We start from the raw sequence: 15,182 nt of genomic DNA, 5'->3' as shown, positions 1-15,182 counted from the left end.
ACGATCGATTTGAAGTTTTTGAATGCAATGAAGATCAAGAGACCGGGGTTCACGTTGTGGTGGAATGCGGGAAGGCAACAATCGACCAGAGTCTCGCCGTAAATCCGAGTGATAGGCGCCACGGCTTGAATATCCATTTCTGGTGCGAGGGCTGCTCCGCAAAGCCAGTGCTGACCATTGCGCAACACAAGGGCAATACCTTTGTCGATTTTTCACCCCTAAATGAAACCTGACAATCAATTTCCACCGGACCTTGCATAAAAAGCCGCGTAGGCCGGTGAATTCAACGTTAACGCCCGCTTTCAGTAGGTTTGCACTGTTCAGAGACGAACTGTTCGGAGATCCGCTCCTTACTCGATCCGACCTGAGGCGCCTGTAGTTCAGGTTCAAGAGGCAGCAGTTATTCCTACAAATGTCGGCTGGTGTTATGTAAAAATTAACAGTGTGGGTAGTACTGTAAACCTGACAATCACGCCCACAATTTAGGCAACACAATAAACCATATATATCGTTTATACTAAACAACCACCGGCTAAAGCCGGAGGGTTTGAATTACGGACTGAAAGTCCGGATACGCGTCGCCTGAACGACGTGTCTTAATCAGGTTCCATTTTGAAATCATCGTTCGGCTTAGGCTCAAAGTGATGCTCCAAATATTCCTTAATCATTTCTTCCGTCATCTGGCCTACCGTGGCACAAAAGTACCCTCTCGCCCAGAAATGCCTGCCCCAATACTTCATTTTTCAGGTGCGGAAGCTCTTCGAACAGCTTGCTCGACGTGCGCCCTTTGATCCGCCTCATGATCTCGCTCGGCGCCATGGTCGGGGGGGCAACTGACCAGAATGTGCACATGGTCCTTGCTCACCACGCCCTTTACTATCCGGATCTCAAAGGCTTCGCAGGTCTCACGCACCAACTCTCGAACTCGCTCCGCCACCTCTCCGCTCAGCACTTTGTATCGGTACTTCGTTACTCATACAAAGTGGTACTCAATTTGAAAAACCGTATGACTGCCATACCTGTATTCCATGCCGCACCTCCTTTCGTGCAGCATATTGTCGCAGCTAAAGCTGACCGGCTAAAGCCGGTGGCTTAAACCTTGTGATGGACAGTTAAGCATGGATTAACCACAGTTATCCACAGTGTTTGTGGACAATTCGGTGACCGTCTGATTGCATGCAATTCAACACAAATTATTTAACTTATTGCTGGAATATCGATTTATTCAACAGCGCCTTCCATAGGTTGCTGCACCTTATTAGAACGTATCTCGGCAAAGTTCAACGGACTATTAAAAAGCCATTCAACCTTCATAAAAGTGTCATTCCGATCGGATAAAGTCACCTGTGAGAATAGCCAGACCTCCTCAAAGCGAACAGAGTGCATGGCATTCCTCGTAAGGTTTCGAAACAAAAATTAACGTAAGATGCGCGCCCGGTTGTGGCTGCGCCTCATTTCAAGCTGGAGAAAAACCATGCCGATCTTGCTACGCGCAAATGCAACGCACAGTCACGACAAAGTAGTTGATGTAATTGGCGAGAAGATTCCCGCGCCAAATAAATTAAACCGTGAACTCAATCCTTCCGTAGCTGCACTACTTCAAGCGCCTGCGCTCGCTACGGGAGCAAAACAGTTGGGAAAAGAGTCATCCGGCTATATTCCTAACGTTGCGACCAAGGTAAACAACTAGCAAATTAGCGGATGAGTTATCTACATAATTAATTGGTTTAGGATTATTGGTTTTCGCATCACATTGCTGGCTCGGTTTATCAGTCAGTGTACCTTTGTCGTTGTTAAAGCCATTTCAACAAGTTACCCCCAGGGCGATCAAGTTCCTGACCTGGGGGAGAGGCGTTTCGCTGGTGTTGGCCATGGTACTGCCGCATTCCGAGTACAAGGACAGCGTGCGGTGAGTCTGCCGTACGGTTAGCAGGTCGCCTTTCAACGCGCACTGACTTGCACCATTTGGGTCCGATAGCTTTACTCCGGGTTGTGTTTTTGAAACACGCAGTCAACAGGTAATCTAGACCATGACAATGACAGTGCAAATTTGGTGGGTTATTTTATGTATCGTAGCGGTACTGAACATCGCTGCATGGATCATATCCGCTACGGTGTTGGCACACGGTTGCGATCACTTTTTTTCAACTGCCCGGCATCAACAACGTCGTTTACTGTTGTGGCTGTCAGCCGCCTACGTTGCGGGGTGTGCATTCCGATCATTTCTGCCTAGGATAGACTTGGAGCGCATCTGTCTGATGCAGTCGGGGTTGTCCAACATGGTGATGGGCCGCAGTGTAGCAACCGTGGCTGAACTGTGTTTCATTGGACAGTGCGCGCTTCTGTTGCATCAAGCCGGTAAGGCAACAGATAACCGGTTTGTCGTGTTGGTTTCCTTGCTGCTGATCCCGATTATCCTTGTTGCCGAAGGCTCATCCTGGTATGCGATATTGTCGACGAATTATTTTGGTCATGTCTTAGAAAACTCCCTCTGGACGTTTTGCGCAGTGCTATTGCTCGCGAGTTTCATTTCTCTGTGGCCCCATAGCAAACACCGGCACCGCCATTTTTTAGCTGCAATGATGGTTTTTGCATTGGGCTATATCGCGTTCATGATCAGCATCGATGTTCCAATGTACTGGTCTCGATGGAGCGCGGATCTGATGGCCGGGACAAAATACCTGTCCTTGACCCAGGGATTTCTGGACGCATCGCAAGATTGTGTTGTTAGTTTCGACTGGGAGATTTGGCACGAGGAAATCCCATGGATGACATTATATTTTACAGTCGCGGTCTGGGTGAGCATTTCACTGGCCCATGTGCCGGGCTGGATTGATAAGTCGACCGGTAAACATGCGGACTCAACACCTGACGAATGACGTTGAAGCAAGACACCCCGTTCAGGTTACCGACCAGGCACAACCAAGGTTTGCGACGGATTTTTGGCTGCTTCAGACGACTGAGAGCAGTAACGTTTCCAGTTGCCTCACAACGCACTTCCAGTCTAAAGATTCAGTCGCCAGCCGAGCATTGCGACCCATGGCACGGAACTGTTCCGGCTCATGTGAGTACATCGCGGCCAAGTTGCAGGCCATGGTTGTGAAATCTTCCGTGCTGCCATAAGAAGCCAGGAGGCCGTTTATCCCGTGCTGCACGTGCTGGGCCGCCGCCGCATAGTCGTAGGCCACCACCGGCAGACCGCTGGCCATGGCCTCCAGGGTGACATTACCGAAGGTCTCGGTGAGACTCGGGAATAGAAACAAATCCCCGGAAGCAAAGTGAGTCGCAAGATCTTCACCGCTGCGAGAGCCGGTGAAGATCGCCTCGGGAAGCTGGTTGCGCAACGCCTTAGCTTCTGGCCCTTCGCCGACCAACACCAGCCTGGCGCGAGGTTGTCGCTGGCGGATGGCGATGAATGCAGCCGTGAGCATTGCTGGGTTTTTCTCAGCCGCTAAGCGCCCAACATGGAGGACTACCGGGGTATCCGGAGTTACGCCCCATTCACGGCGCAATAACTCGCTGCGCCGAGCTGGATTGAATAGTTGTGTGTCGACGCCGCGGGCCACCACGCGCAGATTGCTAAAGCCAGTGGCAGAAAGTTCCGCACGCATATGCTCGGTGGGCACCATGGTTAGCAAGGTACGATTATGAAATTTGCGCAGGTAGGCGACAATCGGTTTCTTTAGCCAGCCAATGCCATAGTGCTGGCTGTAGGTGTGAAAATTTGTACGGAAATCAGAACAGACGGGGATCCTGAGCTTGAGTGCCGCCTGTAGCGCTGACCAGCCGAGGGGACCTTCGGTAACGATATGCACCAGATCCGGACGGCGCAGTAACCATCGTTTGATCAGTAACCGCTTGGACGGCATCCCCATTTTCAGATCCGGATAGCGCGGTATCGGCATGCCACCGGTCAGCACCTCGTCGAAGTCATTATCCTGAGCCGCTTGTTCGACATGGTCTTGACGCGGTCGGATCAGCTGAATCTCGTGATTGCGTTCGCGCAATCCCTCGATAAAGCGGGACAGGGTAAGCGCCACCCCGTTGACTTCGGGCGGGTAGGTTTCGGTGACGATGGCAAGACGTAAAGATCGTCGGCTTGCAGGGTATTGTTCTATGAGGATGGATTCCATTGAAATCTCAATGAATATTGAATGCGTGTATCTTTGCCTTATTGGGTTACGGATTTAAGACAAACAGATTACATTTTTTTTGCATTTTTCCGACCTGTAACCAAATTTTCCCTGTTCTGTAACAAATTGGTAGCAATTTCCAGATAATTTGCAGCTTGCAGCAAGTTTCTGAAACCGACAACTTCCCTATTTAAGGAAATACAATGAAAGAATTCCTGCAAACCCTGAAAGTGCAACGCTGGGATGATCATCGCTATTACCATCAAAGCCGTATCAATCAGTCTTTGCACTTCGTCAGCGCAATTAGCTTTCTCGTGGCTTATGTCATGTTGTTTATCAACCCTGCGGTGGCCGGCCTTATCGGGTGGCTGGTTTCCATGACTACGCGCCAGTCGGGTCATTTTTTCTTTGAACCCAAAGGTTATGACACGGTCAATCAGGCAACGCATGAATACAAGGAAGAGATCAAAGTTGGTTACAACCTGCGCCGCAAGATGGTGCTGATTGCAATTTGGGCGCTAGCGCCTGTGGTATTGCACTTCAACCCAACACTGTTCGGTCTTTTCGAGCCAGCTGCGAATAGTTCAGCGCTGATAGAGCAAATCGGGCTAGTCTGGTTATTCCTTGGCATCGCCGGCTTACTGTTCCGTACTTGTCATCTGTTCTTTATCCGTGACGTGCAGACCGGCCTTGCTTGGATGACCAAGATCCTGACAGACCCCTTTCATGACGTTAAGATCTACTATGCGGCACCGTTCCATTTGCTGCGTGGCGAGCTCATTGATCCCATGCGGCACAAAACAGGCGTTTGAGTATTATCAGGGTTCGGGCGGTATTCGCTCGCTTGTCCCGATCACTTTCCGGACCCGAAACGATGAGCCAGCATTTCACGGAGAATCCCGCGCCGAATCTTTTTATTGGTCAGGCCAGGGTTCTCCCACCACCACCCATCCCGCTGCATGGCTTGTGCAGCGGCAACGAAGCGTTCAGCAACCACCCCGAAATCCGTATCACTGTAATTCAGGCTGAATATCAACCGGCCTGTTCCTACCCAACTCAGTGCAAGCCCCTGCGCCCGCAGGTAGTATTGCAACATCCAGTTGTAACGGCAAGGCTGGAGGTAATACACCGTCCAGATGCTCGACATATTGGCCACTCGCACCGGCAGACCTGCTGCCTCAAGGCGTTGGTTGAGCTCCAGCGCCCGGCCATTCCAGGTTTGCTCCAAGCCATCGTAAAGGCAACGTACTTCAGGTCGTTCAAGCTGTTCCAGAAATACCTGCATGGCGCCCATCACGTAGGGGTTAGAGTTGAAAGTGCCGCGCGCAAAGCAAATGTCTGCTGGGCGTTCTTTTCGGAAACGCTTCATCAAGTCCTGCCGGCCGCAGACCACGCCTACCGGCAAACCACCGCCCAACGTCTTGCCGTAAGTGACCATGTCGGCCCGCACGCCGAAATATTCCTGAGCGCCGCCAGGGGCCAAACGGAAACCGACAAACACTTCATCGAATATCAGGACGATGCCGCGCCGGGTACATACCTCGCGCAACTGATGCAGCCAGGCGGTGTAGGCTTGCCGATCGAAGTTCGCACGCCGGGTGCTGTCCACCAGGGAAGAATCCCCCGGCGCTCCGACATTGGGGTGCAGAGCCTGCAATGGATTGACCAGGACACAGGCAATGTCCTTGCGGGTAGAAATTACATGCAGGGCATCGGCGTCCATGTCCTTCAGGGTGTAGGTCTCTCTGGGTGGGAGCGGGTTGCCGATGCCGGGTTGCACGTCCTCCCACCAGCCATGGTAGGAGCCATTGAAACGCACCAGATGGCTGCGACGGGTGTGGTAACGTGCGAGTCGCACGGCCTGCATCACCGCCTCTGTGCCGGACATGTGGAAAGACACTTCGTCGAGGCCGGAAATGGCGCGCAGTCGCCGTGCGTTGTCCGCCACGATGGGATGGTAGGCACCCAGCACCGGGCCCAGAGACTGAACGCGGGCACTGCCTTCAGCTATGCAGTGCTTGTAGAAATCGTAGCCGAAGACATTGACGCCATAAGAACCTGTCACGTCATAGAAAAAGTTGCCATCCAGGTCCTGCACCTGAACTCCCGAGCTGGATTGCAGAAAGCTCCCGCCCTTCAGGTGCTGTTGTACATAACGGCTGAATTGGAAGGGTACGCGGTAACTGCCGGTAAATTGCAGATCGGAAATCGATTCTCCGGCCTCGGCGGTGAGGGCTACGGACTGGGCGAAGCGTTCCTTGTACAGCGCTGCCAAGGCCATAAAGCCCTCCTGACGGCGCTGCGCGATTTCTTCGGGGGCGCCGTCGGCGCGAAAGAAAGTCGCTTCATCATACTCATAGTAGGGAATCAACCGAGCTACACGCTTCGCCATTTTAGAATGCCCTGCCAGCGAGCGATGCTTGGCGATCGAAAGCTCAAGACGGCGCTTGATGCGCGGCAATGTGACCAGCGCCGCGCCAAGACTGAATATATAAATAACCTGGGTTTCGTCCATTGACAATCTCTCCTTGCCCTGTCTTCTACCTAAGATTCATTACAAAATTATGACTATGCGTAAATTGATTGCTCATTTAGTACTTCAGGAAGACATCAATTTTCTATTAACCAACCGTGTGCCGCGGCAATTGCTGACCCGTTTCATGGGCTGGTTCAGCCAGATCGAACAGCCCTTGGTACGCGATCTCTCCATTGCCACCTGGAAGCTCTTTGCCGATCTCGATCTGTCGGATGCCCGAAAGACGAAGTTTCGTAGCCTGCATGACTGCTTCACCCGTCAGTTGCGGGATGGGGCGCGCCCGCTGGATACAGATCCGAGCCATATTGTCAGTCCCAGCGACGGCATCGTCGGTGCCTGCGGTGCGATCGCCGGAACGGAAGTGATTCAAGCCAAGGGCTTTCCCTACACCCTGCTTGACCTGCTGGGCGATCCCGCTCTGGTTGAACATTACCGCGATGGTTGTTATGTCACACTGCGCCTGACTTCCAGCATGTACCATCGATTCCACTCACCTCACGACTGTCTTGTGCAACGGGTAACCTATATTTCTGGCGACACCTGGAACGTCAATCCTATCGCACTCAAGCGCGTGGAAAAATTGTTCTGCAAGAATGAGCGGGCGCTGATCGAGACCACCCTGAACAGTAGTGGTCATCGCGTCACACTGGTGCCGGTGGCCGCCATTCTCGTGGCCAGTATCCGCCTGCATTTCCTGAATGTGTTGCTGCATCTGCGCTACCGCGGCCCGAATGTCATGCCGTGTCATGCGAGTTTTGCCAAAGGAGATGAGATGGGCTGGTTCCAACACGGCTCGACAATCATCGTCTTCGCACCCAAGGGTTTTACTTTGATTGAAGGAATCAGCGATGGAACGCAAGTACGTATGGGACAAGCGCTGTTTCACTTGCCTGAATCAAATCCCTTGCCATGAAATCTTTGGATATCCAAAATGACACCCTGTTCTCGCGCGGCATGGTCTCCGTGCTGGCAGCGCAATTTCTTTCCGCGTTAGCTGATAACGCACTGCTGTTTGCCGCCATTGCATTACTCAAGTCGCAGCATGCACCAAAATGGCAAATGCCGCTGTTGCAAGAGGCTTTCGTCGTGGCCTTTATCTTGTTAGCGCCTTTTGTCGGGCCATTTGCCGACGCCTTTCCCAAAAGCCGTGTCCTACTATTCGCCAACGGCATCAAGCTATTCGGTGCTGCCGCCATGCTGTTTGGCGTTCATCCGCTACTTGCGTACAACCTGGTCGGTATTGGAGCGGCCGCGTATTCACCGGCGAAATATGGCATTCTCAGCGAGATGGTCGGCCAGGACCAACTGGTCAAGGCCAATAGCTTGATAGAAGGCTCAACCATTGTCGCCATTATGTTAGGAGCGGCAATGGGTGGCCTGCTTGCAGATTGGTCGGTGCATGGTGCGCTGACAGCAATCGTCGCCTGCTACCTGTTGGCAGCGTTCTCAAATATGCTGATTCCGCGTCTTCCATCTGCTCACCAACTACAGAAGATGTCTCCTGTGGCGCTGGTGAAAGATTTCAGTGCGGCGATGCGCATCCTGCTACGCAACCGTGATTCGCGCTTTTCATTGCTTGGCACCAGTGTCTTTTGGGGCGTGGGTAGTACGCTGCGTTTCCTGCTGGTAGCATGGGTACCGGTTGCCTTGCTGATCGTCAACAACCATGTCCCTGCATACCTGAGCGGCGTGGTTGCCATCGGCATCGCGTTAGGTGCGGGGGCGGCAGCAAGGTTGGTTACTCTTGACAGCGTCAACAGAGCATTGCCCGCCGGCATTGCCATCGGCTTGCTGATCATGGTGTTTGCCCAAGTTACGACCATGCCGGCAGCTGTCGCCGTGTTGGTACTCATTGGTGCATGTAGCGGTTTTTACGTGGTTCCGCTCAACGCGTTATTACAGGAACGCGGCCACGAAACGGTAGGCGCGGGGCACGCCATCGCAGTACAGAACTTCTTCGAGAATCTGAGCATGCTGCTGTTGGTGGGGTTTTACGTGTTGATGACCAAAGCGGGCATTTCGGTAGTCGGGGCGGCGACAGGGTTTGGTGCCTTGGCGCTGACCGGTATTGCGTTATTGGCGTGGTGGCGGGTACGTCAACTATGAATGCGACGACGAAGCTGGTGCTGCTGCCAGGTCTTGACGGAACCGAGATCCTGTTTGGCCCGTTGCTTCGTCATCTGCCTTCATGGATTGATCCTGTCGTTATTACGTATCCAGCTTCGGGTATCAATAATTACGAAAATTTGTTGCCAATCATCATTCGCGAAGTAACGTCTTTGAATAATTTTGTTGTCCTCGGGTGGTCCTTTGGTGGGCCACTTGCTCTCATGGTTGCTGCCCAGTGCCCATCTCAAGTGTCCGGTGTAGTGCTCTGCGGTTCGTTCGTCACATCACCACGTCCCGGGCTTGTTCCATTTCGCTTCGCGGTGAGAGCGCCGTTAATTGCGGTCGTTCGCGCGTTACGACGGACACGCCTTCTCATTCCGGGCTACGCATCAACTGAATTTCGTCGCGCCAAGGCCATGACCTGGAAGAGGGTCAATTCCCGCACTCTCGCCTCTCGCTCAAGAGCGGCATTGAGTGTTGATGTTCGCCATCAGCTCCGCGCGTGCCGCGCCAAACTGATGTATCTCGCCTCCACGCGAGATGAAGTTGTATCTCGAAATAGTCTCAATGAAATTCTGGCCATTGCTCCGCAGACGCAAGTTGCTGAAGTTGAAGGACCGCACTTCGCCCTTTTTACTAATCCGGTTAAATCTGTGGACTGTATTGTGGAATTCTTGCGTGCAAAAAATCTACCTTAAAAAAAAGACTCTTGAAAAATTCGAAGCATGCGCAGAATTTACCGCTGAAATGGCAGTGAAAACAGGAGGAAGTGGGTGGCTATAATTTCACCTAATATAAGCATATATGAACATAAAAACTCACCAAAACCCAACCTGCGAAGGCTGTACCTACTATCAGGCACAGGAGAAAAATCTCGGCGCCTGCCATCGCTTTCCCCCAAGCTTTGCCGGCGATAGCTCCCCGATAGACTCCCACCGCTGGAAATTCCCCCTGGTATCGGCCCACAACTGGTGCGGCGAGTTCCGGGCGGCAACACTTGGCGTCGACCTGACAACCGCCTTGACCACGTAAACTAACCAGATGCGCCATCGAAAAATCGCGGTAATTGGTGTTGCCAGCGGCTACGGTGCCGGCGACCGGGGTTGTCAGGATGGCCCGGAAGTCTTGCGTACTATTGAGATTCTGAAGGACCTGGATCGTACCGGCAATGATTTCCACTGGGACGAAACAATTTGCCTGACCCAGCAGCCTGAACCAGATCCCATGACTGCGGTACGCGATATTTCCCAGCGCCTAGCCCTCTCCGTCACCGACCACCTTGAGACTGGTGACTTTCCACTGGTAATCGGCGGGGATCATTCCTGCGCCATCGGCACTTGGTCTGGCGTGCGCGCCCATCTCAATGCCACGGAAGGGGCCGATGCCCGTTTGGGGCTGATATGGATCGACGCCCACATGGACAGCCACACCCCGCGCACCAGCCCAAGCCAGTACATCCATGGCATGGCTCTGGCCTGTCTATTGGGCTACGGTGAGCCGCTACTGGCCGAGATCGCCTGTGCCGCCCCAAAACTGCTGCCTAGAAATGTCTGCCTGATCGGGGTACGCAGCTTCGAATGGGGTGAGGCTAATCTGTTGTCGAGCCTGGGGGTGCGCATCTATTTCATGGAAGAGGTGCATCGGCGAGGGATGAATGCCGTGCTCGACGAGGCCCGCCGCCACGTCAGCCAAGCTAGCTTCGGCTACGGCATCAGTATTGATCTGGATGCTCTCGACCCCCGAGAGGAACCCGGTGTTGGCACACCAGTTCCCAACGGCCTGCTACGAAAAGAAGTGACCGAGGCCCTGGCTTGCATCCATAGTGATCAGCAGCTGCTGGCGTTTGAAATCGTCGAATACAACCCCTATCGCGACCTGCATTTCACCACCGCACAGGCGGTACATGATCTGTGTCGGTCGCTAATCCTGAGTCAGAGCTAACTTGATCCATCATACGCCACCCTGATAGCACGCGTCGCAAAGCAGTCTTCTACAACCAAGGGGGTGAGGTACTTCGACTTACTCTAGTTAATTATTAAATCGCTTTTGAGATGCTCAACCTGCGCAGCATCGCCGTCTTTTTCTCCTGATGAGATTCCATTCGATTCAACACGTCACGAAGGAATTTCAGGGTTTGCAGAATATAGGGCCCCTTGTTGAGCATGACACATTCGGCACGTGTGCTCATCGCAGCATCGGTAACCTCCGCACGGGATGGCATCCCTCCCTTTGCCAGCGATTCGAGAACCTGAGTTGCCCAAATCACGGGTATATGAGCCGCTTCACAAAGCCAGAGGATCTCCTCCTGCACCTCCGAGAGACGTTCGAACCCTACTTCGACACCCAAGTCACCACGGGCGATCATGACCGCGACCGCAGAGTGTTGCATTGCAGTAAGTAGGAGACTCGGGAGGCAGCTGAAGCCCCGTTGCGTCTCGATTTTAAGTACGATACCGAGATGGGAAGCATCAAGGTGTTTGAGCGCTGCGATTAAATCCTCGATATCCTTTGGCTTCTGCACAAATGACATGGCAACCATGTCTCCATGCTTGGCCATAAAGGCAAGATCGCTGAGGTCCTTGGGACTGAGCGCTTGTAGTTTGAGATCTGTATCCGGCAGGTTGATCCCCTTTTCGTCTCCAAGCTTCGCGACACCTCCTGCCACACCAGTGATTTTTACCTTGATCCTATCTTTCGTTACGCTCTGAATCGTCCCTGCAATCTTGCCGTCGTCGAAGAAGATTCTCTCCCCCCTGCGCACGCTGCTGAAGACCTCGGAGAGGGGGCACCCGACGATTGCTGGCTCTACCACGTTGCCTTTGTCGTCGCGCACTGCATTCCTGCCAAGAATCTCGCCTTTGACTACATCCAGAATGTCGTCGGGCTTGAGGAGGATAGTCTGCGGTGACAAAGGCAGTGATCCTACGGTGCCCGTGCCAACGATCTTCCTTTTCCGGCGCAAGGACAATTCGACGCCTTCGGTGACATAAGCAGTATGATCCGCCTGGCATAGACAATCGTCTGTGGACACCCCAATGATCCTGAGGGTGTGTGCGCGTGCACGGGCATCCAGCAGTTCCACGAAATCCCCGACCTTGGCCTTGGCGAGCAGGTCACCACGAATCGGAACCACTCCACTTTCAAGCATGGCACCGGGTACTTCTTTAACAAAACGAACCAGGGCCGGAGCACCAAACTGGCCGAGCCGGTTTCTCTGCGGACGCCACTTGATCACACCTTCAGCCGGCTCTACCAGCCAGGTTCGCACCTTGGGCCCAGCCAGGTCGAAACACACTTTGCATGATCGGCCAAGCGCTTTTTCAGCTTGACGAAGGTGTGCAACCATCTGCACCCAGTCATCGGGGGTGTCATGAGCACAGTTGATCCGCATGATGTTCATGCCTTGTGCGAGCAGTTTGTAGATAAACGACGGTTCTGTAGCGGCTTCGCTCGGCATGGTAACCATGATCCGCACTTTGCATTCGGCTGGTGGCGGCCCCATGATCGCATTCGCATGGTCAGCTAAAAACGCATTCCCCTGTTCAAACTTGATCGGCGGGATGCGTTTTGACTGCTTCGGAACAGCGATCTTTTGCAGAAAACAAAGTATGTCGAAAACGGCGTCGAGTGAGGCCATGACATGGGCCTCCATCCGGCCCAGGGAACTGAGTCCAATCTGGCACAACTCACGCTGCAAATCACGGATATCGTGCCGACGCACGGCCAGGTAGTGGGCCAAATTGCGGGCGCCAAGACGGTGTTCCGGGGAAGTTCTCCGCAGGATGTCTGCCAGTTCGTCCTCAATAGCGACCGCATCCTTGCGAATTTGCTCTACATCAAGCGCTACCCGCCTGAGGATGGCGTCACGTGACTTTCCGCTCTTTGTACCGCTTCGCATGTTACCCACGCCTGCGTGCTCCATTATAAAAATGAAACTAACCCACTTATAAAATAATAAGCCTGAAATATTACGGTTTTATTACGCGCTTTGAAATTTTATCAACGGCAAATTTGGATACCCGTCAGCTGAATGGGTCTGCTTTATGCAATATTCTGTTGAAAAACTCTAAATTTCCAACGCCCCGAATTTTTGCCTAGAGCCAATCCGTTTGTAAATCCTATGCAATACGGCGTGCATATCCCGATTTAGAGGGTCTAGGTTATGCTGGAGGCAAACTTCCGTAGGCCCCCATATCGGCGACCAACGCACGCTCCAGAAATCGCTAGAATTTTTTCGAGCACACCAAAAAAAGAGTTTTTCAACAGAATATGCAATCAACCAGACACCCATTAATGATCAGCAACGGTCTGTTACTTGGCACTCAACTGTCCATAGCTTTTCTCTCTTCCTGGCCGGTTGCCACCTCAGGCTAATCAGCCACTACAAGTTGTATCGCGATAGCGCAGCCAATATTGACTTGTGCGGCCTAATGTGCTAGACATCCTAGCTCATCCAGTAAATCAGTAAAACTGTATTTCAAGAATCCCACATTTTCGTAACAATCTATGCGGCCTAGCCGTAGTGAGAGAGGAGCAAGTCGTCGTTCAGGCGATACGTATCCAGACTTTCAGTCCGTAATTCAAACCCACCAGCTTTAGCCGATAGTTGTTTGATTGGCAAAAATCATTCCACCAGTAATTGAACTGTAATATTTGAAGAGTAGAGTTTTTCTTAGCACCCCATTATTAATCTACAGAGGTAGCGATGAGCAGACGAGACCGAGCCCAAAAGACCCGAGCAGCGACGCAATCCTACGAAACTGATAACATCCTCACCTTAGTACCCACTCTCCCCAAGATTTACCCTTTCAAGTATCTAAACGCTCCCCAAGAACAATATGGCAATGCCATCAAAACCTTTCCACTGGTATTCGGCCTGGGACCCGCAGGCACAGGCAAGACCTATGTGTGTGGAGCGCTGGCAGCTGAAGCACTCAGAGAAAAGCGCATCGACAAAATCATCATCACCCGACCGGCAGTAGAGGCAGGGGAATCTTTGGGATTTTTACCCGGAGATAAGGAAGAGAAATACGAGCCATGGCTACAGCCTTTCCGGGACGTGCTTCATGAGCGTCTTGGCAAGGGCGCGGTAGACTACCACATAAATCACGGCAAGATAGAAGGGGCGCCGCTCGCCTACATGCGCGGACGAACCTTCAAAAATGCCTTTGTGATTATGGATGAAGCCCAGAATGCCACGCCCGCACAGATGCAAATGTTTCTTACCCGTATCGGGGAAAATTGTACTGTGATCGTGAATGGAGATCTTAATCAGACTGATTTGCTGGGCATATCCGGCTTGGCAGAAGCCCTGCGGATCCTCAGCTTTATCCCAAGTGTTAAAGTGTTTACCTTTAAGGCTACTGACTCGGTACGCTCCGGGCTTTGCAGAGAAATCTGTGAGGCTTATGAGCAGGATGGCGCAATGGGTACGGTGATCCGCAACTGACCATGATCGGCTGTGCCGCCCCAAAACTGCGCCTAGAAATGTCTGCCTGATCGGGGTACGGAGCTCCAAATGGGGTGAAGCTAATTTGTTGTCGAACCTAGTGGCGCGTCTATTTCATGGAAGAGGCGCCTCGACGAGACACGCCGACCAATCCAAGCAGGCCAGAACCCAAAAGCCATGCAGCAGCAGGTTCTGGAACTTGCTTCTCGACAGTAGAAACAGTAGCCGGCTGAACAGCCAAGGCATGGAAATTATTGGCATTAAGGCTTTCGTCCTGAGCACCGTAAAAACTGAAGAACCACGAGCCTGGATCAGGTGCAAACGCCGCTCTGGACCAGTAGGTCCTGGACTGGTGGTCGATGAATGAAGTATTGTTGTTTGATCCCAAGTCAATCAGAGTGGCTTGAGCGGCGCCGCTGACCATGAAAGAGGCGGCTAGAATAACAGCAGCGAGCTGGGTTTGTGCGGTTTTCATAGGTATTCCAGTGTAGGATTTGTTTTTCTTGGTTCATTAAATTGCCGCATTGGTTAGTTCTCTTTACGACTTTGAACATTATTAATTAACCATATTAAGATATTATTATTGCGCCTAGTCCGTTCGGATGGGGGTAAATCAGGACATCATGGCGTGATGACGGGGGAGATGGTATTCGACCAGAGGAGCATGTAGTTCAGGTTCAAGTGGTATCAGTTATTACTACAAATGCCGACTGGTTTTCTGTAGAAATTGACAGTGTGGGAAGGGCAGTACTGCAAACCTGACAATCACGCCCACAATTTAAACAATACAATAAACCATATATATCATTTACAGTTAAGCATGGATTAACCACAGTTATCCACAGTGTTTGTGGACAATTCGAGGGTGTAAGAATTTTTGTGTAAACGGTCATTTGGCAGGAAACTGCCGTATTGCAAGGAGCGATAATGACCGTACCAAAAGCATTACCCCACG

General features: G+C 52.2%; 15 protein-coding genes and 1 pseudogene. 10 read left to right on the top strand and 6 right to left on the bottom strand.

The window, feature by feature from the left end; translation table 11 throughout:
- On the top strand, window positions 1-233 hold a 233-nt coding region (locus SCT_RS17775), incomplete at its 5' end, for a hypothetical protein (RefSeq protein ID WP_237759726.1).
- A 363-nt stretch (window positions 234-596) separates the two neighbouring features.
- On the opposite strand, the pseudogene tnpA reads toward SCT_RS17775, so the two are convergent.
- Window positions 597-1,030 (bottom strand): annotated as a pseudogene (gene tnpA, locus SCT_RS16470) (IS200/IS605 family transposase).
- Window positions 1,031-1,474: 444 nt separating this feature from the next.
- Between tnpA and SCT_RS16465 the strand changes: the two are divergent.
- Both SCT_RS16465 and SCT_RS16460 read left to right on the top strand, forming a co-directional pair.
- On the top strand, window positions 1,475-1,690 hold the full coding sequence (locus SCT_RS16465) for a hypothetical protein (RefSeq protein ID WP_059425122.1): 216 nt from the start codon (window positions 1,475-1,477) through the stop codon (window positions 1,688-1,690).
- 340 nt (window positions 1,691-2,030) lie between these two features.
- Window positions 2,031-2,879 (top strand): hypothetical protein, encoded by an 849-nt coding sequence (locus SCT_RS16460; RefSeq protein WP_059425121.1) that lies wholly within the window; start codon window positions 2,031-2,033, stop codon window positions 2,877-2,879.
- Window positions 2,880-2,951: 72 nt separating this feature from the next.
- On the opposite strand, the gene SCT_RS16455 is transcribed toward SCT_RS16460, so the two are convergent.
- Window positions 2,952-4,133 (bottom strand): glycosyltransferase family 1 protein, encoded by a 1,182-nt coding sequence (locus tag SCT_RS16455; protein ID WP_059425120.1) that lies wholly within the window; start codon window positions 4,131-4,133, stop codon window positions 2,952-2,954.
- 203 nt (window positions 4,134-4,336) lie between these two features.
- On the opposite strand from SCT_RS16455, the gene SCT_RS16450 reads away from it, so the two are divergent.
- Entirely contained in the window at window positions 4,337-4,945 is a 609-nt protein-coding gene (locus SCT_RS16450) for a hypothetical protein (RefSeq protein WP_059425119.1), read from the top strand.
- Window positions 4,946-4,986: 41 nt separating this feature from the next.
- Here SCT_RS16450 and SCT_RS16445 read toward each other — a convergent pair whose 3' ends face one another.
- Window positions 4,987-6,648: an aminotransferase class III-fold pyridoxal phosphate-dependent enzyme gene (locus SCT_RS16445; RefSeq protein WP_059425118.1), complete on the bottom strand. Its 1,662-nt coding sequence runs from the start codon at window positions 6,646-6,648 to the stop codon at window positions 4,987-4,989.
- Window positions 6,649-6,703: 55 nt separating this feature from the next.
- Here SCT_RS16445 and asd point away from each other — a divergent pair, with 55 nt between their 5' ends.
- From asd to SCT_RS16430, 5 genes are all read left to right on the top strand, one after another.
- A complete protein-coding gene (gene asd, locus SCT_RS16440; protein WP_237759725.1) occupies window positions 6,704-7,582 on the top strand; it encodes an archaetidylserine decarboxylase in 879 nt (292 codons plus the stop codon).
- Window positions 7,579-8,775 (top strand): lysophospholipid transporter LplT, encoded by a 1,197-nt coding sequence (gene lplT / locus SCT_RS16435; protein ID WP_059425116.1) that lies wholly within the window; start codon window positions 7,579-7,581, stop codon window positions 8,773-8,775. Before asd ends, lplT begins: the two co-directional genes overlap by 4 nt.
- Complete coding sequence (locus SCT_RS16910) at window positions 8,772-9,476, top strand: alpha/beta fold hydrolase (RefSeq protein ID WP_082098408.1); 705 nt, start codon at window positions 8,772-8,774, stop codon at window positions 9,474-9,476. Before lplT ends, SCT_RS16910 begins: the two co-directional genes overlap by 4 nt.
- 106 nt (window positions 9,477-9,582) lie before the next feature.
- On the top strand, window positions 9,583-9,810 hold the full coding sequence (locus SCT_RS17240) for a hypothetical protein (RefSeq protein ID WP_144408312.1): 228 nt from the start codon (window positions 9,583-9,585) through the stop codon (window positions 9,808-9,810).
- A gap of 9 nt (window positions 9,811-9,819) precedes the next feature.
- Complete coding sequence (locus SCT_RS16430; RefSeq protein ID WP_059425115.1) at window positions 9,820-10,719, top strand: arginase; 900 nt, start codon at window positions 9,820-9,822, stop codon at window positions 10,717-10,719.
- A 94-nt stretch (window positions 10,720-10,813) separates the two neighbouring features.
- Here SCT_RS16430 and SCT_RS16425 read toward each other — a convergent pair whose 3' ends face one another.
- Window positions 10,814-12,676, bottom strand: a complete 1,863-nt coding sequence (locus tag SCT_RS16425; protein ID WP_082098409.1) for a pyruvate kinase — start codon at window positions 12,674-12,676, stop codon at window positions 10,814-10,816.
- An 807-nt stretch (window positions 12,677-13,483) separates the two neighbouring features.
- Here SCT_RS16425 and SCT_RS16420 point away from each other — a divergent pair.
- Window positions 13,484-14,227, top strand: a complete 744-nt coding sequence (locus tag SCT_RS16420) for a PhoH family protein (protein ID WP_059425114.1) — start codon at window positions 13,484-13,486, stop codon at window positions 14,225-14,227.
- A gap of 109 nt (window positions 14,228-14,336) precedes the next feature.
- Here SCT_RS16420 and SCT_RS16415 read toward each other — a convergent pair whose 3' ends face one another.
- Complete coding sequence (locus SCT_RS16415) at window positions 14,337-14,702, bottom strand: PEP-CTERM sorting domain-containing protein (protein ID WP_059425113.1); 366 nt, start codon at window positions 14,700-14,702, stop codon at window positions 14,337-14,339.
- 202 nt (window positions 14,703-14,904) lie between these two features.
- On the bottom strand, window positions 14,905-15,182 hold a 278-nt coding region (locus tag SCT_RS17770), incomplete at its 5' end, for a hypothetical protein (protein ID WP_237759724.1).

It is taken from the genome of Sulfuricella sp. T08 (assembly GCF_000971475.1).
In the GTDB taxonomy this organism is placed as follows: domain Bacteria; phylum Pseudomonadota; class Gammaproteobacteria; order Burkholderiales; family Sulfuricellaceae; genus Sulfuricella.
This window is presented reverse-complemented; position numbering and strand designations above follow the sequence as displayed.

Excerpts from the sequence above, each read along its gene's own strand:
- SCT_RS16465 (WP_059425122.1), top strand. The coding sequence starts at position 1,475 with ATGCCGATCTTGCTACGCGCAAATGCAACGCACAGTCACGACAAAGTA.
- SCT_RS16460 (WP_059425121.1), top strand. The coding sequence starts at position 2,031 with ATGACAATGACAGTGCAAATTTGGTGGGTTATTTTATGTATCGTAGCG.
- SCT_RS16455 (WP_059425120.1), bottom strand. The coding sequence starts at position 4,133 with ATGGAATCCATCCTCATAGAACAATACCCTGCAAGCCGACGATCTTTA.
- SCT_RS16450 (WP_059425119.1), top strand. The coding sequence starts at position 4,337 with ATGAAAGAATTCCTGCAAACCCTGAAAGTGCAACGCTGGGATGATCAT.
- SCT_RS16445 (WP_059425118.1), bottom strand. The coding sequence starts at position 6,648 with ATGGACGAAACCCAGGTTATTTATATATTCAGTCTTGGCGCGGCGCTG.
- asd (WP_237759725.1), top strand. The coding sequence starts at position 6,704 with ATGCGTAAATTGATTGCTCATTTAGTACTTCAGGAAGACATCAATTTT.
- lplT (WP_059425116.1), top strand. The coding sequence starts at position 7,579 with ATGAAATCTTTGGATATCCAAAATGACACCCTGTTCTCGCGCGGCATG.
- SCT_RS16910 (WP_082098408.1), top strand. The coding sequence starts at position 8,772 with ATGAATGCGACGACGAAGCTGGTGCTGCTGCCAGGTCTTGACGGAACC.
- SCT_RS17240 (WP_144408312.1), top strand. The coding sequence starts at position 9,583 with ATGAACATAAAAACTCACCAAAACCCAACCTGCGAAGGCTGTACCTAC.
- SCT_RS16430 (WP_059425115.1), top strand. The coding sequence starts at position 9,820 with ATGCGCCATCGAAAAATCGCGGTAATTGGTGTTGCCAGCGGCTACGGT.
- SCT_RS16425 (WP_082098409.1), bottom strand. The coding sequence starts at position 12,676 with ATGCGAAGCGGTACAAAGAGCGGAAAGTCACGTGACGCCATCCTCAGG.
- SCT_RS16420 (WP_059425114.1), top strand. The coding sequence starts at position 13,484 with ATGAGCAGACGAGACCGAGCCCAAAAGACCCGAGCAGCGACGCAATCC.
- SCT_RS16415 (WP_059425113.1), bottom strand. The coding sequence starts at position 14,702 with ATGAAAACCGCACAAACCCAGCTCGCTGCTGTTATTCTAGCCGCCTCT.